The 20,888-nt window shown below is 70.9% G+C and carries 19 protein-coding genes; 12 read left to right on the plus strand and 7 right to left on the minus strand.

All coding sequences use genetic code 11. From position 1 onward, the window contains the following. Window positions 1-18 precede the first annotated feature (18 nt). Genes AC1MEY_RS21810 through AC1MEY_RS21840 form a run of 7 tightly spaced genes read left to right on the plus strand, consistent with a single transcriptional unit; the run spans window position 19 to window position 5,618 of the window. On the plus strand, window positions 19-1,020 hold the full coding sequence (locus tag AC1MEY_RS21810) for an AAA family ATPase (RefSeq protein WP_480227469.1): 1,002 nt from the start codon (window positions 19-21) through the stop codon (window positions 1,018-1,020). A 3-nt stretch (window positions 1,021-1,023) separates the two neighbouring features. After that, window positions 1,024-1,896, plus strand: coding sequence for a DUF58 domain-containing protein (locus tag AC1MEY_RS21815; protein WP_480227470.1), 873 nt, complete (start codon window positions 1,024-1,026; stop codon window positions 1,894-1,896). Then, window positions 1,886-2,359 carry a hypothetical protein gene (locus AC1MEY_RS21820; RefSeq protein WP_480227471.1) on the plus strand — a complete coding sequence of 158 codons (474 nt, stop codon included), beginning with the start codon at window positions 1,886-1,888 and terminating at the stop codon, window positions 2,357-2,359. Before AC1MEY_RS21815 ends, AC1MEY_RS21820 begins: the two co-directional genes overlap by 11 nt. Continuing rightward, a complete protein-coding gene (locus AC1MEY_RS21825; protein WP_480227472.1) occupies window positions 2,350-3,327 on the plus strand; it encodes a hypothetical protein in 978 nt (325 codons plus the stop codon). Before AC1MEY_RS21820 ends, AC1MEY_RS21825 begins: the two co-directional genes overlap by 10 nt. Beyond that, window positions 3,324-4,265 carry a vWA domain-containing protein gene (locus tag AC1MEY_RS21830; RefSeq protein ID WP_480227473.1) on the plus strand — a complete coding sequence of 314 codons (942 nt, stop codon included), beginning with the start codon at window positions 3,324-3,326 and terminating at the stop codon, window positions 4,263-4,265. Before AC1MEY_RS21825 ends, AC1MEY_RS21830 begins: the two co-directional genes overlap by 4 nt. Further along, window positions 4,262-4,954 (plus strand): hypothetical protein, encoded by a 693-nt coding sequence (locus AC1MEY_RS21835; protein ID WP_480227474.1) that lies wholly within the window; start codon window positions 4,262-4,264, stop codon window positions 4,952-4,954. The genes AC1MEY_RS21830 and AC1MEY_RS21835 overlap by 4 nt, the downstream gene beginning before the upstream one ends. A gap of 10 nt (window positions 4,955-4,964) precedes the next feature. Continuing rightward, window positions 4,965-5,618, plus strand: coding sequence for an MOSC domain-containing protein (locus tag AC1MEY_RS21840; protein ID WP_480227475.1), 654 nt, complete (start codon window positions 4,965-4,967; stop codon window positions 5,616-5,618). Between the two features lie 21 nt (window positions 5,619-5,639). Here the strand turns inward: AC1MEY_RS21840 and AC1MEY_RS21845 are convergent, their stop codons facing one another. Next, window positions 5,640-6,851 carry an IS110 family RNA-guided transposase gene (locus tag AC1MEY_RS21845; protein WP_480227476.1) on the minus strand — a complete coding sequence of 404 codons (1,212 nt, stop codon included), beginning with the start codon at window positions 6,849-6,851 and terminating at the stop codon, window positions 5,640-5,642. Between the two features lie 482 nt (window positions 6,852-7,333). Here AC1MEY_RS21845 and AC1MEY_RS21850 point away from each other — a divergent pair, with 482 nt between their 5' ends. Both AC1MEY_RS21850 and AC1MEY_RS21855 read left to right on the plus strand, forming a co-directional pair. After that, complete coding sequence (locus AC1MEY_RS21850; RefSeq protein WP_480227477.1) at window positions 7,334-7,501, plus strand: hypothetical protein; 168 nt, start codon at window positions 7,334-7,336, stop codon at window positions 7,499-7,501. Window positions 7,502-7,548: 47 nt separating this feature from the next. After that, window positions 7,549-9,483, plus strand: a complete 1,935-nt coding sequence (locus AC1MEY_RS21855; protein WP_480227478.1) for a potassium transporter Kup — start codon at window positions 7,549-7,551, stop codon at window positions 9,481-9,483. Here the strand turns inward: AC1MEY_RS21855 and hrpA are convergent, their stop codons facing one another. Together hrpA and AC1MEY_RS21865 are read right to left on the minus strand one after the other, a co-directional pair. Next, complete coding sequence (hrpA, locus tag AC1MEY_RS21860) at window positions 9,484-13,380, minus strand: ATP-dependent RNA helicase HrpA (RefSeq protein ID WP_480227479.1); 3,897 nt, start codon at window positions 13,378-13,380, stop codon at window positions 9,484-9,486. Window positions 13,381-13,405: 25 nt separating this feature from the next. Continuing rightward, window positions 13,406-13,798, minus strand: a complete 393-nt coding sequence (locus AC1MEY_RS21865; RefSeq protein WP_480227480.1) for a VOC family protein — start codon at window positions 13,796-13,798, stop codon at window positions 13,406-13,408. A gap of 127 nt (window positions 13,799-13,925) precedes the next feature. Between AC1MEY_RS21865 and AC1MEY_RS21870 the strand changes: the two genes are divergently transcribed. After that, window positions 13,926-15,023: a hypothetical protein gene (locus AC1MEY_RS21870; protein ID WP_480227481.1), complete on the plus strand. Its 1,098-nt coding sequence runs from the start codon at window positions 13,926-13,928 to the stop codon at window positions 15,021-15,023. On the opposite strand, the gene AC1MEY_RS21875 is transcribed toward AC1MEY_RS21870, so the two are convergent. Continuing rightward, entirely contained in the window at window positions 15,001-15,435 is a 435-nt protein-coding gene (locus AC1MEY_RS21875; RefSeq protein WP_480227482.1) for a hypothetical protein, read from the minus strand. The two genes, AC1MEY_RS21870 and AC1MEY_RS21875, sit on opposite strands and share 23 nt — an antisense overlap. A gap of 252 nt (window positions 15,436-15,687) precedes the next feature. Beyond that, window positions 15,688-15,855: a hypothetical protein gene (locus AC1MEY_RS21880; RefSeq protein ID WP_480227483.1), complete on the minus strand. Its 168-nt coding sequence runs from the start codon at window positions 15,853-15,855 to the stop codon at window positions 15,688-15,690. A gap of 215 nt (window positions 15,856-16,070) precedes the next feature. Here AC1MEY_RS21880 and AC1MEY_RS21885 point away from each other — a divergent pair, with 215 nt between their 5' ends. After that, window positions 16,071-16,502, plus strand: a complete 432-nt coding sequence (locus tag AC1MEY_RS21885; protein WP_480227484.1) for a Fur family transcriptional regulator — start codon at window positions 16,071-16,073, stop codon at window positions 16,500-16,502. Between the two features lie 45 nt (window positions 16,503-16,547). Beyond that, entirely contained in the window at window positions 16,548-18,785 is a 2,238-nt protein-coding gene (gene katG / locus AC1MEY_RS21890) for a catalase/peroxidase HPI (RefSeq protein ID WP_480227485.1), read from the plus strand. 66 nt (window positions 18,786-18,851) lie between these two features. Here katG and AC1MEY_RS21895 read toward each other — a convergent pair whose 3' ends face one another. Both AC1MEY_RS21895 and AC1MEY_RS21900 read right to left on the minus strand, forming a co-directional pair. Next, window positions 18,852-20,453 carry a phytoene desaturase family protein gene (locus AC1MEY_RS21895; RefSeq protein WP_480227486.1) on the minus strand — a complete coding sequence of 534 codons (1,602 nt, stop codon included), beginning with the start codon at window positions 20,451-20,453 and terminating at the stop codon, window positions 18,852-18,854. Then, window positions 20,443-20,838, minus strand: a complete 396-nt coding sequence (locus AC1MEY_RS21900; protein ID WP_480231612.1) for an SRPBCC family protein — start codon at window positions 20,836-20,838, stop codon at window positions 20,443-20,445. Before AC1MEY_RS21900 ends, AC1MEY_RS21895 begins: the two co-directional genes overlap by 11 nt. Window positions 20,839-20,888: the final 50 nt, after the last annotated feature.

Here is a 20,888-nt window from a genome sequence, read left to right on the forward strand (position 1 = left end):
CCGGGACCGGAAGGATCCATGACTGCTGCGCGACCTCAACTCGACCGCTCCGACGTGGACGGCGCCCTGCGCACGGTGGACGCCGTGGCCGGTGCCTTCTCGGCAAAGGTGGTGGGCCAGCTGCACCTGCGCGAGTCGATGCTGGTGTCGTTGCTGGCCGGCGGCCATCTGCTGATCGAGAGCCTTCCCGGCCTGGCCAAGACGACGGCCGCGCGGGTGGTCGCCGAGTCCATCCGCGGCGAGTTCCGGCGCATCCAGTGCACGCCGGACCTGCTGCCCAGCGACATCGTCGGCACCCAGATCTACGAGTCGGCCACCAACCGGTTCGTCACGCAGCTCGGCCCGGTGCACGCGAACGTCGTGCTGCTCGACGAGATCAACCGCTCCAGCGCCAAGACCCAGAGCGCCATGCTCGAGGCCATGGAGGAGCGCCAGACGACGATCGCGGGCGCCGAGTACCCGCTGCCCGACCCGTTCCTGGTGATCGCGACGCAGAACCCCGTCGACCAGGAGGGCACCTACCCCCTCTCGGAGGCGCAGACCGACCGCTTCATGCTCAAGGAACTCGTCCGCTACCCCACCGCCGACGAGGAGGTCGAGGTGATCTCGCGGATGGACGCCGGCCTCTACGAGCGTCAGCACCGCCTGCCGCCCGCAGTGGGCCTGGACGACGTGCTCCAGGCGCAGCGGGTCGCGGGCGCCGTGCACATGGACCGCGCGCTGATCCAGTACGCCAGCCGGCTCGTCGAGGTCACGCGCATCCCCGAGGAGCACCTGCCCGCGGGCCTGGCGCGACTCGTCGAGTACGGCGCGAGCCCCCGCGCGACCATCGCGTTCTGCCGGACGGCACGCGCGCTGGCGCTGCTGCGCGGCCGCGCCCACGTCATGCCGGAGGACGTCGCCGACCTGGCGCACCGGGTCCTGCGGCATCGCCTGATCCTCGGCTTCGAGGCCGCCAGTCAGCGCATCACGCCCGACATCGTGGTGGACGCCGTGGTGGGCGCGGTGCGGGTGCCCTGAGGCATGGGCAGGCATCTCGATCGCGCGAAGGCGTACTTCGGCCGCGACACCAGCGGGCTGCTCGAGGGCGGCCGCTACTCGCTGGTGCACACCCGCAGCCTCGAGTTCGACGATCTTCGGCCCTACGTCCCGGGCGACGACGTCCGCGACATCGACTGGAAGGCGACGGCCCGCTCGGGCAACGTCCTGATCAAGCGCTTCGTCTCGGAGAAGCACCACAAGATCCTGGTGGTGGCCGACGCCGGCCGCGACACCGCCGGACTCAGCCCGTCCGGGGAGGCCAAGCGTGAGGTCGCCGCCAACGTCATCGGCGCGCTCGGGCTGATCACGCTCCCCCGCTCCGACGAGATCGGCATGGTGTTCGGCGACGGCCGCGGGTGCGTGGACATCCGGCTGCGACGGGGTGAGACGCACCTCGAGTACATGCTGCAGCGCTACCTCGACCACGCGTGCGACTCGCCCGGCCGCAGCGACGTCGTCACCCAGTTGCGTTGGGTGGCAGAGCATTACCGGCACCGCCACCTCGTCGTGGTCGTGTCCGACGAGCCGGAGGTCGACGACCGGCTCGACGACCTGCTGACCCGGCTGGCGGGCCGGCACGACGTGATGTGGGCGATGACGGTGGATCACCCCGCCATCGGCGAGCCCGGTGACGACGCCCTGGGGTACGACGTGGCCGACGGCGCGACCGTGCTCGGCCGCGGCGACCTGGGCCGAGACGTCCTCGACGCCTACGAGGAGGCCGAGCGGGTCCGGCGCGAGGCGCTGTACGAGGCCATGACCGCCCGCGCCGTGCCGTACGCGCTGATCGAGGGGAGCCGCGGCATCCGCGCGGGCCTGATCGGGATGACCGGGGTGCTGGCCCGTGCCGGATGACCTGGTGCGCTTCGTCGTTGGCCCCAGCGCGCCGTCGTCGGCGTTGCCATGGGTTGCCGCGGTGCTGACGCTGCTGGTGATCGGCTGGTACGTGGCCCTCTTCACCCGGACCGCCACGTCGGAGCCCGGCGCGAAGCCGGGCGTGGTGGCACGCGCGAACGCGGCGCTGGTCCGGCGGCGCTTCGCACGCGACGCCCACCGCGTCGGCGAACGGCTGGGCAGCGGCGACCTGACGCCCGTGGCGGCCGCCGCCGAGCTGAGCCGCATCCTGCGCGAGTTCCTGCACCGCCACACCGGCGCCCCCGCCCAGTACATGCAGGTGGACGACGTCGCCGCAGGCGACCTGGCGCCGGCCGCGCCACTGCTGCTGCAGCTCAACGACGTTCAGTTCAACGCGCAGTCGACCGAGGACGCCGGCCGGCTCAGCGGCGCCACCGAGGAGCTGATCCAGTCATGGAGCTGACCTGGTGGCTCGTCGTCATCGTCGCGTGCGTGGCGCTCGCATTGGGCATCGTGGTCGCGCTGCTGCTGCCGATCGACGATCGCCGCCGACTGCGTCCGCTGGCCAACGTCGACAGGCTGACCCGACTGCCCGCCTACGTGCGCGCGCTGCGGCGACGCACGATCACGACGATCGCCACCCTGGTGTTGCTCGTGGTCGCGGTCGCTGCGACGGTGGTCGCGGGTGCCCGGCCGACGGGCCTGCCGACCGCGGCCCACGACGCCGACGCAGGCCAGCCCGAGGACGTGATGGTCTGTGCGGGAGCACCTCTGGGCGACCGACGGCTGGAGGCGACGCTGCGCTACTTCGCCGCCAAGGTCCCGACGTTCGACACGCAGCGCATCGGTCTGACCTCGCCCCATCGCCGGGTGGTCCCGCTGACCCGCGACCACCAGTACGCCGCCGGACGGTTCGCCGCGTACGCCGCCCCGGTGATCGACGCCGACGTCGACGACCGCCGCGCGGACTTCGCCCCCGACGTGCGGTACGTCAACTACGCCGAGGGCGTCGACGACCTGCTCGCGCTCTGCCTGACCGGCTTCCCCGGCTTCGACGAGCCTGCGCCACAACGCCGTTCCATCGTCTACGTGGGGCCCGGCCGCACCGCGCAGTCGGGTCCGGCGATCGTGGGCGCCTCGCGGCTGCGGGAACTCGCGATGACGGCCGGCGTCCAGGTCAACGTCATCACGACCGCACCGGGCGACGACGTACTCGAGGACCTGGCCCGCTCGACCGGCGGCCGGTACTTCGCCACCGAGTCGAACGTGGCACCGCAGCTCGACGAGATCCGCGCGAACCCGCCCGTGCCCTCGCCGGAGGTGGAGAACCGGATCCGCGCGGCCGCACCCGAATCCCCCGACGTCCCCCTGCTGATCGCGCTGACCGCACTGATCGCGCTGTCGCTGGTCCCGCTGGTGGTGCGCCGGTGACCGTGCACCCGATCCTCCCCCCGCTGGTGCTGCTGCTGGCCGCGGCCGTGGTCGTCGCGGCCCGCATCGCGGTGCTGCGCACCCGGTCGACCTCGCCGTGGCGCTGGGCGGGCGTGACCGCCGCGATGCTGCTCGTCCTGCTGGCCGCCGTCCGTCCGGTGTTCGGCGCCGACGAGCAGACCACGCCGGCGGGTGCGGCCGACGGCCAGCCCAACGTGTTCCTCGTCGTGGACCGCTCGCCGGGGATGGCCGTCACCGACGCCGGTGACGGGCGCAGCCGCATGGCCGCCGCACGGGCCGACCTCGCGACGCTGGTCGAGCGGTACCCGGACGCGCGCTTCGCGGTGATCTCGTTCGCGTCCGGTCAGGCGCTGGAGTGGCCGCTGTCGCCCGACACGTTCAGCCTGCGGCCCGTGCTGGCGGCCACGACGCCGTACCCGGGCGAGGATCCCCGGCTCACCAACGTCGCGGCGGCCGGAAACGTGTTGCGCTACCAGCTCATCGCCGCCAAGCAGCAGTTCCCGCGCGCAGAGAACCTGGTCTACTACCTCGGTGCCGGCGCCGGCGGATCGGAGGCGCCGCAGCGGCGCTTCGACCCCGCCGAGGGCACCGTCGACGGCGGCGCCGTCCTCGGCTACGGCAGCCCCGCGGGCGGGCCCGTCCCCGGGGACCCGACGGTGCGCTCGAGCATCGACGTCGACGCGCTGCGCGGGGTGGCCGATCAGCTGGGCGTGCCCTTCGTCGACCGCGGCCAGGGCGAGGACCCGTTCAGCGCCGGCGTCATCGACGCGGGTGAAGACGAGCCGATCACCGGGTCGTCGCGACCCGTCGAGGTGTACTGGGCGCCCGCACTGCTGGCCGCCGTGCTGCTGCTCGTGGAACTGACGCTCACACTGCGCGACGTCCGCCGCAGCCGGGCGCGGGGGGTGGTGGCGTGAGGAACGTCGGACGCACCCGACTGCTGCTGTGGTCGGCACCGGTGGTGGTGATCCTCCTGCTGATCGTCGCCAAGCTGACGTCGGCCTACGTCGCCGGCGGCGCCGCGGTCGGGGACTTCCAGCGCCGCGATGCCGATGCCCTGCGCGACGACGTGTCGACGATGCAGGTGCTCGACGTCGTCGACCCCTACTCGACGGCGTTCGCCGCGGGCGCGCTGGCGGTGCTCGAGGGCCGTCTGGAGGACGCGGAGGCGCACTTCGGGGCGGCGGTCGCCCACGACGCGACGTGTCCCGCGCTGACCAACCTGGCACTCGTCGTCGAGGCCCGCGGCGACCAGTTCGTCGGCGTCGGCGACGGGCCGGGCGCACTCGGGCGGTACCGCGGCGCGCTGGCCACGGTCACGGGCGCCCCCACGTCGTGCTTCGCCGACACCGACGAACCCGACGCCGAGCGCCGTGACGTCCTGACCGGTGCCACGGACCGGCTGACCCGCAAGATCGCGCTGCTCGAACGCCCGCTGGCGCCGCCTCCCCCGCCGGTCGCGCCACCGCCGGCAGGCGCGCCGTCGCCGACGGGCGGCTCGGACCGCGACGCCGACGAGCGGGAGCGCGTCCTGAATCCCGGCGACCCGCTGGATCAGCTGCGGCAGCTGCTGCTGGACGGCGCGGCCGTCCGCGGTGCACCGTAATCTCGACCCCATGGCATCGGTTTTGACGGTGAACAGCGCCCACGTGGCGCCGGGGGTCCGGGCGGCGACGACGGGCATCGACAAGCGGCCCGTCGACGGTCCCGTGGAGGTGCGGCCGCCCGGCTCCATGCGCAACGGACTGGGCAGCGGCATCGTCGGCGACTCGATCGGCAACAGCAAGTACCACGGTGGCGACGACCAGGCCGTCTACGCGTACGCCCGCGAGGACCTCGACGTCTGGCAGGAGCGGCTGGACCGCGAACTCACCAACGGCATGTTCGGCGAGAACGTGACGACGTCGGGTGTCGACGTGACGGGCGCCTTGATCGGGGAACGGTGGCGGATCGGCTCGGACGGGCTGATCCTGGAGGTCACCCGGCCTCGCACGCCGTGCAAGACGTTCGAGGTGCGCCTCGGCATCCGCGGCTGGATCAAGACGTTCACCCACGGCGGGTCACCCGGGGCCTACCTGCGCATCGTCGAGCCCGGCCACGTCCAGGCCGGCGACGCCGTCGAGATCGTGCACCGGCCGGACCACGACGTCACGATCGGCACGGTGTACCGCGCGATGATGCTCGAGCCCGACCTGATGCCGAGCCTGCTGGTCGCCGACGCACTGCCCGAGCCGTTGAAGCGCAAGGCCCGCAGGCGCGCAGGGGTCTAGACATCCCAGGACCGTAGGTTGTCAAGCTGCCGCGGGTTGCCGGTGTGCCCAGGCTTTGTGTTCGTCGTAGGCGGTGTGGTGGCGTAGGCAGCCATGCAGGATGCCGACGAGGCGGTTGCCCAGGGCGCGTAGTGCTTGGTGGTGCAGGTCGCCGACGGCGCGGTGTTGGTCGTTGAAGGCGCGGGCGCCGGGGCTTTGTTGCAGGGCGCAGAAGGCCCATTGGTCGACGGCGTCATACAGGCGGCGGTTGCGGACGTGGCGGGCCAACACGGCACGTTTTCGGCCAGACGCGATGGTCAATGGCGAGGTTCCGGCGTAGTTCTTGCGACACTTGGCGCTGGTGTAGCGGTTCGGGTCGTCCCCGAATTCACCGAGCACCCGGGCGCCGAGGATGACACCAAGTCCTGGCAGGGAGCGGTAGATGTCGGCGTCCGGGTGTGCCTCAAAATGTGTCGCGAGTTCGACCTCGAGATCGGTTATCTGGTGGTTTAGCTCGGCGATGATGCCGACCGTGGCGCGGGTGGTCGCCCCGAACGCGGCAGTGACCGCGGCGGGCGCAGCGAGCTGCTCGGTGCGCAACAGTTGTTGAATCTGAAGTGCCCGGGTATCGAGGTTGCGTTGGCGTCCAGCGGCTTTGAGAGCGGACCTGATCTTGGCCAGGCTCAGACGTTTCGCGTCAGCGGGGGTCGGGGCGCGACCCAGGATGGCCAGTGCGTCGCGGTCGGTCAGATCCTCGAACGCCTCCAGCGCCGCAGGGTAGTACTCCCGCAGCGTGCTGCGCAGCGTGTTGGCGTGCCGGGTCCGCGCCCAGATCAGGCTTTGATGGGCCCGCGCCAGCACCTTCACCGCGTCGACCGCTGAGGTGTCACCGGCGATCGGGCGGTGGTTGTGTCGGTCGGTGCGCACCAGGTCGGCCAGCAGCTTGGCATCGGCGGGATCGGACTTGGCACCCGAGACGTGGTGACGGTCGCGGTAGCGGGCCGCGGCCAGCGGGTTGATCGCGAACACCTGATACCCCGCGGCGCTCAGCGCGTCCACCCACAGCCCGCGGTCGGTTTCGATGCCGATCAGGACCTGGGCGGCATCCTGCGCGTGCTCGGCGATCAACTCGTGCAGCCGGGCGATCCCGGCCAGCCCTTCGGGCAGCCGGCGAGACGCGAGCTTGTCGCCGGCCTCGTCCATCAGATGTACGTCGTGGTGGTCTTCTGCCCAGTCGTCTCCGACGAACAGCATCAGCGGGCCTCCTTGACTCAATGCGGATGAATCCTGGTCGAGCCGAAGGACACCCGGCGGCGACCTAATGGATCAGTGCTCGACCGGCACGACATCCCATGAGCGCTACAGATGACCTCACCAACCAGCCGGGGCACGATCTAGACCTAGGAATCGACTATCACTCCAGGCGGGAACAGTGCTCACCGGTTGGCGGCTCGGTGATCAGCGTCCCGCTCGAGAACCAAGATCCCGGTCAAGGACACGCCGATCGGTTCCCATTAGACGGGGTGTGGCCCAGGACTCCCCCGCGCCGGTCCTGTGTCGTCCCTCACGATGACGAGAAACGTTGTGCTCACGCGGAATCAAACGCGTAACACGCCGGTTACACCCAGCAGACCGGGACGACACCACGTCGCCCGGGGCTCACAGGTTTCGAACCGCGACACAGGCGCCACGGCTCGTACAACTCAATAGATCGATACGAAAGAAGAGACGCGAAAATGAAGAAGCTCGGATTCACCACGGTCATCGCAGGCGGCCTCGCGGCAGCAGTCCTCGGACTCGCAGCCCCCGCCTCGGCAGGCATCGACCACCACACGTGGCTCGACCAGATCACCAACTCGGCCACCGCTCCGCACGTCGACACGACGGTGCACCAGAGCCGCTGACCTGAGCACCACCGAAGGGGCATCCGCCATGCGGGTGCCCCTTCGGCATGTTCACAGCAGGACGTGCTTACGATCCAGCGGTGTCCACCGCGCCGAAGTTGTCGACCGGCATCGTCGTCGGCGCCCTGGGCGTGGTGTTCGGTGACATCGGCACCAGCCCCATCTACACGCTGCAGACGGTGTTCGATCCGAGCGATCCGCACCCGGTGCCCATCAGCCGCGACCACATCTACGGCATCGTCTCGCTGATCTTCTGGTCGGTGATGCTGATCGTCACCCTCACCTACGTGACGCTGGTGATGCGGGCCGACAACCACGGTGAGGGCGGCATCATGGCGCTCATCACCCTGCTCCGCCAGCGCGCGAGCAGACGCGGGCGCCGGACGGCGGTGCTGCTGTCCGCGCTCGGGATCTTCGGCGCCGCACTCTTCTTCGGCGACAGCATGATCACCCCGGCGATCTCGGTGCTGTCCGCGGTCGAGGGACTCAAGATCGTCGAGCCGGAACTGGCGCCGTGGATCGTGCCCATCACCGCGGTCATCATCATCGGGCTGTTCTCGGTGCAGCGCCGGGGGACGGCCGCGGTCGGCAGGTTCTTCGGGCCGGTCATGATCCTGTGGTTCCTCGCCATCGGCGCCTGCGGGGTCGCCGGCATCGCGCGCGAACCCGAGATCCTGCGGGCGCTCTCCCCCACCTACGCACTCGGGTTCATGCTCGGGCACTTCCACATCGGCTTCTTCGCACTGGCCGCGGTCGTGCTCGCGGTCACCGGCGCCGAGGCGCTCTACGCCGACATGGGCCACTTCGGACGCAAGGCCATCACCTTCGGATGGCTCGGCCTGGTGCTGCCCGCGCTCACGCTCAACTACTTCGGCCAGGGCGCACTGCTTCTCGGCGACGAGCAGAAGGTGAGCGCGCCGTTCTTCCTGCTCACGCCCGACTGGGCGCTGGTGCCGATGGTGGTGCTGGCCACCGCCGCCACGGTGATCGCCTCGCAGGCCGTCATCACCGGCGCGTTCTCGGTGGCGGCGCAGGCTGTGCAACTGGGGTACCTGCCGCGGCTGCGCGTCGCACACACCTCGGCGTCGGCGATCGGTCAGATCTACGTGCCGTGGATCAACGGCGTGCTCGCCGTGGGCGTGCTGATCCTCGTCTTCGCGTTCCGGTCGTCGGAGGCGCTGGCCTACGCGTTCGGCATGGCCGTTACCGGGACCATCACCATCACCACGACGCTGTTCCTCTACCACGCCAGGACCCGCTGGCGGTGGCCGCTTCCGGTGGTGCTCGGCGGTGGCGGGGTGCTGCTCACCGTGGACCTGTTCTTCTTCGCGGCCAACCTGACCAAGCTGGTGCACGGCGCCTGGCTGCCGCTGCTGATCGCGGTCGTGGCGTTCACCGTGATGACCACGTGGCAGCGCGGCCGCTCCATCGTCACCCGCAAGCGCAGCGAGGTGGAGGGGCCATTGCGACCCTTCGTCGCCGGGCTGCTGCACCGCGACCCGCCCCTGGTCCGCATCCCCGGCACCGCGATCTTCCTCAACCGCGGCAGCGAGACCGCGCCGCTGTCGATGCGGGCGAACGTCGAGCACAACAACGTGCTGCACGCGCACGTGGTGATCCTGTCGATCGACGTCGAACCGGTTCCCCGCGTTCCGGATTCGGAGCGAGTGTCGGTCGACGACCTCGACCTCGCCGCCGACGGCGTCATCTTCGTCAGCGCCCGGTACGGCTACATGGAGCGGCCCGACGTGCCCGCGGCGTTGCGCCTGCTCGACCCCGAACAGACCGAGGGACCGATCGACCTCGCCCACGCGTCGTACTTCCTGTCGAAGCTGGAGCTGGTGGTGTGCTCGTCACCGACCATGGCGCCGTGGCGGACCCGGCTCTTCGTCGCGACGTCGTACATCACCGCCGACGCCGCGGCGCACTTCAACCTGCCGGTGTCGCGCACCATCATGATCGGCTCGCGGCTCGAGGTGTAGCTACTGCACGACGGCGTCGATGGCCCGGTAGATGCGCTGCTCGCTGACCGGACGCGGCGTCCCCAACTGCTGCGCCCACAGACTCACGCGGAACTCCTCGATCTGCCGCTCGATCTCGCGGACGTCCGACGACGCCGCCCGCGACGGCGTCAGCGACCGCACCAGGTCGGCGAGCGCCTCCTGCACCGCGTGCACGCGATCCATCTTCTCGACGTCGGCGCCGACGGCACGGGACAGGACCTCGAGCCTGCGCGACATCGCGGTCAGGTAGCGCTGCAGGTCCGTCAGATGCGTTGCGCCGGTAGCGGTCACGAAGCCGGGCGGCATGAGCCGCGCCAGCTGCGCCCGAATGTCGGCGATCGACTCGGCCTGTGCCTGCGGTGGGGCGTCGGGCAACGCCAACCGCACCTCCTGGGCGGCGGCCAGCACCTTCGCGACACGGCCGACGAGGTCGAGCGTCGACGGCACCAGCCGGCCGGCGACCTGCTTGCGCAGCGCGGCGAACTCGGTGCGGGTCCACACGGGTGCGGGGATCGTCGCGTCGACCACGGCATCGGCGCAGTCCTCGATCAGCGCTGCCAGCGAACCGTCCGGGTTCGCGCCGACGAGCAGGCGGGTGCGCGGATCGAGCGCGCGCTCCACCGCCTTGACCGGTGAGGTGATCTCGAGCCGGAGCAGCCGTCGCAGTCCCGGCCCCATCCGGGCCTGCTGCTCGGCGGCCGAGGCGAACACGTCGAGGTCGACGCCCGCGCCCGCGTCGACGAGTGCGGGGAAGCCGCGAACGGTGTGGCCGGCGGCGGTGTTCTCGACCGTGCGTGGGATCTCATCGAGATCATCCGGCCACGAACGCATTCCGCGCCGGGCCAGCCCGGCCGACACCGCGTCGGCGACGGCCTGCTGCATCGGGGTGGCGAGCCGCTCCTTGAGTCCCTCCAGGTCCTTGCCGCGGTCCACCTCGGCCCCGTCGGACCCCTGCACGGCGAACGTCACCCGCAGGTGGGGCGGCACCTTCGTCAGGTCGAAGGCATCCATGGGCACCAGGACGCCACTGCGCCTGCGCAGTTCGCGCTGCAGCGCCTCCAGCAGCGGTTCGGCGCCCGGATTCAGCGTCGGCAGGATCGCGCGGGCAGTGTCCGGTGCGGGCACGAAGTTGCGCCTCAACTCCTTGGGCAGCGACTTGATCAGCGCGGTGATCAGTTCCTCGCGCAATGCGGGTACGTGCCAGGCGAATTCGTCGCCCCCGAGGCGGGCCAGCACGTCGACCGGCACGTGCACCGTGATGCCGTCGTCCTCCGCGCCCGGTTCGAAGCGGTAGGTGATCGGCAGCGACAGGTCGCCGGTCTGCCACGCGTCGGGCTGGTCGACGGTCTCGTCCCTGCGCAGCAGATCGTCGCGCGTGAACGTCAGCAGGTCCGGCGTGCGGTGCCGCTGCTTCTTCCACCAGCCGTCGAAGTGTCTGGCCGACACCACCTCTGCGGGAATGCGGGCGTCGTAGAGCGCGTACACCTCGTCGTCGCCCACCAGCAGGTCGCGCCGGCGCGCCCGCTCCTCGACCTCCGCGAGGTCGGCGAGCAGCGCCACGTTGTCACGGAAGAAGTGGTGCCGGGTCTGCCAGTCGCCCTCGACCAGCGCGTGCCGGATGAACAGCTCCCGCGACACCACCGGGTCCACCTGCGCGTAACCGACACGGCGGCGCGGCACCAGCGGCAGGCCGTAGAGCGTGACGCGTTCGAACGCCATCACCGCCCCGCGTTTGGCATCCCAGTGCGGCTCGCTGAAGGTGCGCTGCACCAGGTCGCCGGCGACGCGTTCGACCGCCTCCGGCTCGACGCGGGCGGCCACCCGGCCGAAGAGCCTGCTGGTCTCGACGAGGTCGGCGACGATGATCCAGCGCGGCGGCCGACGGGTGAGCACCGATCCCGGTGCCAGCACGAACCGTGAGTTCCGCGCGCCCAGGTACTCGCGGCCGTCGCCCTCCCGCAGGCCGACGTGCGACAGCAGACCGGCGATCAGTGCCGCGTGCACCCGCGCCGGGTCGGCAGGCTCGTCCTGCTCGCGGATGCCGAGATCCCTTGCGATGCTGCGTAACTGGCCGGTCAGATCCTGCCACTCGCGGATCCGCAGGTAGTGCAGGAACTCCTCGCGGCACATCCGCCGGAACGAACTCCCCGACCGTTCCCTGCGCTGCTCGGAGAGGTAGGTCCACAGGTTGAGGAACGACACGAAGTCGGAGTGCTCGTCGGCGAACCGAGCATGCTTCTGCTTGGCCGCCTCCTCGCGGTCGATGGGCCGTTCGCGCGGATCCGGGATCGACAGCGCCGCCGCGAGCACCAGGACCTCGCGGACGCAGCCCTCCTCGTCGGCCTGCAGGATCATCCGGCCGATGCGCGGATCCAGCGGCAGCCGCGCCAGGCGGCGTCCGACGTCGGTTATCGCGCCGCCGCGGTCGAACGCACCGAGTTCCTGCAGCAGCGTCACGCCGTCGCGGATGCTGCGTGCCTCCGGCGGATCGAGGAACGGGAACGCCTCGACGTCGCCGAGGCCCAGCGCCGCCATCTGCAGGATGACGGCCGCCAGGTTGGTGCGCAGGATCTCGGGATCGGTGTAGCGGGGCCGCGACTCGAAGTCGTCCTCCGAGTACAGCCGGATGCAGACGCCGGGCGCGGTACGGCCCGACCGGCCGGCGCGCTGTGCGGCCGACGCCTGCGAGATCGGCTCGATCGGCAGCCGCTGCACCTTGGTGCGCCGGCTGTACCGCGAGATCCTGGCCGTCCCCGGGTCGACGACGTAGCGGATGCCCGGCACCGTCAGCGACGTCTCCGCGACGTTGGTGGCCAGCACCACCCGGCGGCCGGAGTGGCTCGGCGAGAACACCTTCTGCTGATCGGCAGTGGGCAGCCGCGCGTAGAGCGGGAGGATCTCTGTCGGGCGCCGGTCCCCCTTGAACGCGTCGCGCAGCGCCTCGGCGGTGTCGCGGATCTCGCGTTCACCGGAGAGGAACACCAGCACGTCGCCGGGCGGCTCCGCCTCGAGTTCCCGCACGGCGTCGACGACGGCCTCGGTCTGGTCGCGTACTTCGGTACGGACGTCGTCGCCGTCGGGGTCGTCCTCGTCGACGTCCGCCGACGTCTCGACCTCCAGTGGGCGGTAGCGGATCTCGACCGGATAGGTGCGCCCCGACACCTCGACGATCGGCGCGCCGCCGAAGTGTTCGGCGAAGCGGCCCGGCTCGATGGTCGCCGACGTCACGATCACCTTGAGGTCGGGCCGACGCGGCAGCAGCTCGCGCAGGTACCCGAGCAGGAAGTCGATGTTGAGGCTGCGCTCGTGTGCCTCGTCGAGGATGAGCGTGTCGTAGGCCAGCAGGCGACGGTCGCGCTGCATCTCGGCGAGCAGGATGCCGTCGGTCATCAGCTTGACCAGCGTCCGGTCGCTCGCCTGGTCGGTGAACCGCACCGTGTAGCCGATGACGTCGCCGAGGTCGGTGCCGAGTTCGTCGGCGATGCGCTGCGCCACGGTGCGGGCCGCGAGTCGCCGCGGCTGGGTGTGCCCGATCGTGCCGCGCACCCCGCGGCCCAGCTCCAGACAGATCTTGGGCAGCTGCGTGGTCTTGCCCGACCCGGTCTCGCCGGCGACGACGACCACCTGGTTGTCCCGGATGGCGGCGGCGATGTCGTCGCGGCGCTCGCTGACCGGCAGGTCCGGGTAGGTGATCGTCGGGATCGCGGCGGTGCGCTTTGCCACCAGGGCCTCGGCGGCGGTGATCTGCTCGCTCAGCTTTCGGGCCTGCTCGGGCGTCGCGCCGCGCAGTCGTCGGCCCAGCCGGGCCGCGTCGCGCAGGGTCAGGCCGTCGAGGCGGTTACGCAGCTCGCGGACGCCTACGGACGGTTCGGACACTCATTCGAGGATAGTGGGGCGGCGATCAGTCCGCTCCGACGGTGGTGAGGCAGAACGGGTGGCCCGCGGGATCGATCAGCACCCGCCAGCGTCCAGGGTCGCGCTGGTGGTCGGCCTCGCGGGCGCCCAGCGCGACGGCCGCGGTCACGGCGGCGTCGAGGTCGTGCACCGAGACGTCGAGGTGCATCTGCTGCAGCTGGCCCGGTTCCGGCCAGGTCGGGGCGACGTAGTGGTCGGCCCGCATGAGCGCCAGCACGTGGGTGCCGTCGGAGATGGCGATCACGCTGCCGTCGGGGGCCTCGACGAGCCGCTGCATCCCGAGCAGCGCGCCGTAGAAGTCGGCGAGCGCCGCGGGGTCGGGGCAGTCGATGGACGTGGCGCCGAGGCGTCCCACCGGTGGGGGTGCGGGGGTCGTCATGGACCCACTGTGGCACGGCCCGTCGGCATCGTCGCAGCGCACGGGGGTGGCGCCACCCGGGCCCGCGATTTCGGCTTGGATGGGCACGATGATTCGCCGACACCCGAGCACTCGCGGTCCGTGGATCGTGTCCGTCGTCCTGGCCGTCGTCATGGTGCTGGCGGCGGGCTGCGACACCCCGCCCGGGACCACGCCGCCCACGCTCCCGACGCTGCCCACGGCGCCGACCAGCAGCGCCGCCCCCGAGCCCGCCGGCCCGATGCTGGCGTACCGCGCGGCCGGGGAGATCGGGCTGGTCGACGGGACAAAGGTCGTCGCGTCCGCGCAGGGCAGCTTCGCACCGTCATCCGATCCGGTGGTCACCGAGGACGGCCGCTTCGTCGTCGGCCACACCGCCGACGGCGACGTCGTCGCGATCGAGGTGGCGACGCGCAAGACCACCACGGTGACCGTGCCGCCGGGTGTGCGCGTCGGCACGGCCGGCGGGAGCCTGCTGGTGTGGCTGGAGCAACCCGGGCGGTTGATGCAGGTCGACCTCGCGAACGCCGCGGCCGGGCCGACCGTCCGCCGGCAGGTCGAGCTACCGCCCGCCGACGGGGCGACGCCGCCGCGACTGCTGACCGCCCGCGGCGGCACCGTGGTGATCGCCCGCGCGGAGTCCGCCCCCGCCGGTGAGGGTGGCCCGGACACGCTCTACGCCGTCCGCGGCACTGCGCCGCCGGCGTCGCTCGGGGTGGCCGAGGCGGACACGCCCGTGGCCAACGCCGTGCTGAGCGCCGATGGCAGCAGACTCGCGTACGGCCTGTTCCGGCCGACGGGCACCGACTGCGGGAACGCCGCGGTGGTGGTGACCGCCGCCGACGGGTCGCAGCAGACGTTCGACGTCTCCACCCCGGACCCGACCACCGGTTCGCGGGTCATGCACATGTGGTGGCCGGCCGACCAGCCGATGGAGCTGAGCCTCGCGACGTGGAAGTGCGACCCGGCGAGCTACTACTCGCCGCTGGTGTGGGAGTTCGCCGAGGGCAATCTCGTGGAGGCCACCCCGCGGACGGTGGCGCTCCAGGTCGCCGACGTGGAGCCGGGTCAGCGCGCGCTGATCGTCCCCCAGGGCGGCGCGTCCTCGGACACGGCGGGAACGCTCGTCCTCGAGGACAGCGGCCGACGCGTCCCGATCGCGAACGACGTCGACGCGGTCGACGTCATCCCGGTCGGACGAGGCTGAACTCCCGGGCCGTGATGCGGCTGCGGCGGTAGAGCACGCCGACGGCGATCAGCACCTCGACCACGGCGATCGCCGTCGCGGCCGTCATCGCGGTCCCCATCGGCGTCGCGGTGACGGTCACGCCGCCGGAGTGGTGGTGCGACGCGCCGGGCATGTGCAGCGCGACCATCGCGACGTTCATCGTGGCGACCAACACCCAGGCGCGCGAGGTGCCGCGCGACCACAGGTCGCGGGCGCACAGCGCGCAGGTCGCGATCATGGCCAGCATCAGCGCCACCGCCGCGGGGCTGCCTGCGTGGCCCAGCGAGACACCGTGCAGCGCGGCCGACGCCGCGGCGAGCACCGCGCACGCCCGACGGCCGGTCACGGCGACGCTCACGAGGTCCCGGCGGTGACGTGCGGGTGTGTCCATGGGCTGGCCTCCGTCTGCCATTGTCGGGCAATCCGACGCGGTCGGCAGCGCATGCCGTCGCTCGGATATCGACCAGGCGCGGCGGGTGAACTCATCGCGGCACGCACGACGCGCCCTCACCCCGCCGAGACGGAAACCACTGTCGCGATTGCGCCCGCGCAGCGACGTGACTCTCCAGTTCGGCGGCGGCGCCCCCACAGAAAGCAGGAGGGGCACCCGCCGCAGCGGATGCCCCTCCTGACGTGCCGGTGCTTAGCGGCCGTTGCCCACGGTGGACTGGGCGGAGCCGACGTTGCCCTGCTGCTGGATGTCGTGCACCCAGGTGTGGTGGTCGATGCCGGCGGAGGCCGGGGCGGCCAGGGCGAACATGGCGGCGGCGAAACCCGTGGCGATGGTGCTGGCGAATCCGAACTTCTTCATGATCTTCTTCTTTCTCGTTGTGTCTCTTGGCCTCTCGGCTGTGTTTCCAGCCGGTATGACACGTTTAACCGGCGCACGGGCCCGTCCATTTCCGATGGCAGTGATTGACCGGCGGGTGGCAGGAATCGGCCCGTCACCGCGGTCGTCGAGGGTTCAGCCAAATTTTTTCCGGCGTTTTCTTGAAATGTTCCAGAAAAAGGGCGAAGATCGTATCGATGGCTGAATCACCCGAGTTCCGGACCCTGCTGCGGAGCGCCAACCTCCGCATCACGCGTCCACGCCTCGCGGTCATGCAGGCCGTGTACGACCATCCGCACGCCGAGACCGACTCCGTCATCCGCGCCACGCGCGAGCACGCGCCGGACGTCTCGCACCAGACGGTCTACGACGCGCTCAATGCGCTCACGGCGGCCGGCCTGGTCCGCCGCATCCAGCCCAACGGCTCGCTGGCCCGCTACGAGGCGCGCGTCGGCGACAACCACCACCACGTCGTGTGCCGGTCCTGCGGGATCATCGCCGACGTCGACTGCGCAGTCGGTGAGGCGCCCTGCCTCACCGCGTCGGACGATCAGGGCTTCGTCATCGACGAGGCCGAGGTCATCTACTGGGGTCTGTGCCCCGACTGCGCAGAGGTCCGAATTTCTTAGATCACAGCCCGTGATCGCAGCCACCACGATGAAAGGGAAGAAATAGTGTCGTCCGACACCTCAGATGCTCGCCCCCCACACTCCGACGCCAACACCGCCAGTCACAGTGAGTCCGAGAACCCGGTCATCGACTCGCCGAAGCCCAAGGGCCACGCGCCGCTGACCAACCAGGACTGGTGGCCCGAGCAGGTCGACGTGTCCGTGCTGCACCGCCAGCCGGCGAAGGGCAACCCCCTCGGCGAGGACTTCGACTACGCCGAGGAGTTCAAGAAGCTCGACGTCGACGCCCTCAAGGCCGACGTCATGAACGTCATCACCACCTCGCAGGACTGGTGGCCCGCCGACTACGGCAGCTACGCCGGCCTGTTCATCCGCATGAGCTGGCACGCGGCCGGCACCTACCGCATCTACGACGGCCGTGGTGGCGGCGGTCAGGGTTCGCAGCGCTTCGCCCCGCTCAACAGCTGGCCCGACAACGCCAACCTGGACAAGGCCCGTCGTCTGCTGTGGCCGGTCAAGCAGAAGTACGGCAGCAAGATCTCCTGGGCCGACCTGCTGGTGTTCGCCGGCAACGTCGCGCTCGAGTCGGCCGACTTCGAGACCTTCGGCTTCGCGTTCGGCCGCGAGGACATCTGGGAGCCCGAGGAGATCCTCTTCGGCCAGGAGGACACCTGGCTGGGCACCGACAAGCGCTACACCGGTGAGCGCGAGCTGGCGGAGCCGTTCGGCGCCACCACGATGGGCCTGATCTACGTCAATCCCGAAGGCCCCGAGGGCAAGCCGGATCCGTTGGCCGCCGCCCACGACATCCGCGAGACGTTCGGCCGCATGGCGATGAACGACGAGGAGACCGCCGCGCTGATCGTCGGCGGCCACACCCTGGGCAAGACCCACGGCGCCGGCGACGGCGACCTGGTCGGACCGGAGCCCGAGGGCGCCCCGATCGAGCAGCAGGGCCTCGGCTGGAAGTGCGCGTTCGCGTCCGGCAAGGCCGGCGACACGATCACCAGTGGTCTCGAGGTCGTCTGGACGCCCACGCCCACCAAGTGGAGCAACGCCTACCTGGAGTTGCTGTACGGCAACGAGTGGGAGCTGACCAAGAGCCCCGCAGGCGCATGGCAGTTCGAGGCCAAGGACGCCGAGGCGATCATCCCCGATCCGTTCGGTGGAGCGCCGCGCAAGCCCACGATGCTGGTCACCGACGTCTCGATGCGGGTCGACCCCATCTACGGCAAGATCACCCGTCGCTGGCTCGACCACCCCGAGGAGATGAACGCCGCCTTCGCCAAGGCCTGGTACAAGCTCCTGCATCGCGACATGGGTCCCGTGAGCCGCTACCTCGGCCCGTGGATCCCCGAGCCGCAGATCTGGCAGGACCCGGTGCCGGCCGTCGACCACGCACTGGTCGACGACGCGGACATCGCCTCGCTGAAGGCGTCGGTGCTCAACTCCGGGCTGGCGGTTCCGCAGCTGGTGAAGACCGCCTGGGCGTCGGCGTCGAGCTTCCGCGGCACCGACAAGCGCGGTGGCGCGAACGGGGCGCGGCTGCGCCTCGAGCCGCAGCGCAACTGGGAGGCCAACGAGCCGTCAGAGTTGGCCAGGGTGCTGCCGGTGCTCGAGCAGATCCAGTCGGACTTCAACGCCTCGGCCTCCGGTGGCAAGAAGATCTCGCTGGCCGACCTGATCATCCTCGCCGGTGACGCCGCGATCGAGAAGGCCGCCAAGGACGCGGGTTTCGAGATCAACGTGCACTTCGCGCCGGGTCGTACCGACGCGACGCAGGAGCAGACGGACGCCGAGTCGTTCGCAGTGCTGGAGCCCCGTGCCGACGGCTTCCGCAACTACGTGCGGCCGGGCGAGAAGACCGAGCTGGAGAAGCTGCTGATCGAGAAGGCGTACATGCTCGATCTGACGGCGCCGGAACTGACGGTGCTGATCGGCGGGCTCCGTGCCCTGGGCGCCAACCACGGCGGCACCAAGCACGGCGTCTTCACCGACCGGCCGGGCACGCTGACCAACGACTTCTTCGTGAACCTGCTCGACATGAACACGAAGTGGAAGTCGGCGTCGACGGGCGAGAACGTCTACGAGGGCGAGGACCGCACGACGGGTCAGCTCAAGTGGACCGCCACGGTCAACGACCTGGTGTTCGGCTCGAACTCGGTGCTGCGCGCCATCGCCGAGGTCTACGCCCAGGACGACCAGACGAAGTTCGTCGAGGACTTCGTCGCCGCCTGGGTCAAGGTGACCAACAACGACCGGTTCGATCTCGAGAAGTTCTGACCGAACTCGAATGAGGCGGCGCCCGCGAGCATCACGCTCGCGGGCGCCGTTCTCGTCTGCGGGCCGCTAGGTCAGCAGACGAGACACCGCCCGGTTGATCCGACGGCGCGGCCACCTCCGTCGGCCGTCGGAGGCGAGCGCCGCCCGCGCCGCGTTGCGGCCGCACACGCCGTGCACACCGCCCCCGGGGCTCGCACCGGCGCTGCCGAGGAAGACGTTCTCGACGTGGGTCTCGGCCCGGCCGAAGCCGGGCGCCGGCCGGAAGATCAACTGCTGGAACAACTGTGACGTGCCGCCGTTCACAGCACCGGTGTGCAGGTTCGCGTCGCTGATCTCCAGGTCGGACGGCCGCTGGATGGTCTTGCCGACGACGTGCGCGGCGAACCCGGGAGCGTGCTCCTCGAGCACCTGGTCGACGGATTCGGAGAGCCGTTCGGCGGACGCGTCGTCGGCCAGCCCACGGGGCAGATGCGTGTACGCCCAGGCACTCTCGGTGCCCGCCGGGGAGCGGGTGGCGTCCGACGTGGTCATCTGACCGAACAGCAGGAACGGGTGCTCGGGCAGCGTCTCGGTGTTGAGGTCGGCCATCCAGCGCACCAGGCCGTGGTGGTCGGCACCGAGGTGGACGGTGCCCGCGCCGGCGAGGCTCTTCGACCGCCACGGGATGGGCGCATCCAGGGCATAGTTGATCTTCAGCACCGGGGTGTCCCAGACGAAGCGGTCCAGGCCGTGCCGCAGGTTGGTGGGCAGCGTGTCGCTGGGCAGCAGTCGCTCGAACAGTTGCGGTGCCGAGGTGTCGGCGATGACGGCCCTGCGCACCCGCACCGTCCGGCCGTCGGCCGTGCGCACCGCCACCGCCCGGCCGCCGCTCATCTCGATGGCCTCCACGGGGCGTCCGCACTCGACGCGGGCGCCGGCCGACTCGGCGCGCCGCACCAGCGCGGCGGCCAGCTGTCCCGCGCCGCCCACCGGCACGGGAAAGCCGCCGTCCTGGGCGAGCATGATCAGCAGGTAGCCCATGACGCCGCTGCCGGGGGCGTCGATCGGGACGTCGGCGTGCATCGCGTTGCCCAGCAGCAGGAGTCGCGCGGCGTCGCCGGCGAACAGATGCTGGCTCATCAGCCCGGCCGGCAGCAGCAGCAGGTGGGCGAGCCGCAGCGCGTCGGCGGTGCCGAGGCGGCGCAGCAGCCCGGTCGCCCCGCGCACGGGCGGGAACGGCGCGAACAACGTCCGAAGCAGGTGGTCCTTGATGCCCTGGTACTGCTCGAAGAGGTCGCACCAGCGCGCGCCGTCACCCGGGTGGTTGTGCTCGAGTCCTGCTGCCGTGCGGTCGACGTCGCGGTAGATGACGGGCGCGTCGTCGTCGGCGGCGTTGCGGGCGTGCCCGACCACCGCAGGCGCGTGCGACCACGTCAGGCCGTGGTCTTCGAGGTTCATCTCCCGCAGCGCGGGCGAGGCGACGGACAGCGGGTAGAACGCGCTGTAGAGGTCGCTGACGTACCCCGGGGTCAGCTCGGCGCTCTTCACGGCGCCACCGGGATTGGCCTGCGCCTCCAGGACGACGACGTCCCAGCCGGCGTCGGCGAGGTGCGCCGCGGCTACCAGACCGTTGTGTCCCGCTCCGATCACCACGGCGTCCGCGGTGTCGGTGACGCCGCTAGTCGACATCGTGGGGTTGCTTGCGCTCGGCGATCGCCGCGAGCCGCCACGTGCACTCCCGGTTGCGCGGCATCGCCGCGAGCAGCGCCGCGCGCTCGGGCACCCAGCCCATCGGTGCGCCGACGGGCACCTCGGCCATCTCGATGCGGCAACCGGTCGGAGTGTCGAACAGCTGCAACGTGATCCGCGCCTTGCCGAACGGCCTGCCCTTCGCGATCAGGACCAACCGCCGCTGCGGCACGCACTCCTCGACCACCGTCAGGTCGTCGAGCAGCAACGGCCACACACCGACGGAGTGCCGGATGGTGCTGCCCACCGCGGGCCAGTCCGGGTCGACGGCACGCATCCGGCTGTTGCCCACCACCCATTGGGCGTAGGTCCAGCCGTCGGCCATCACGTCCCAGACCTGCTGCCGGGTGGCGGTGGTGTCGCGCTTGACGGTCA

The organism is Mycobacterium sp. PTI7 (assembly GCF_056679845.1).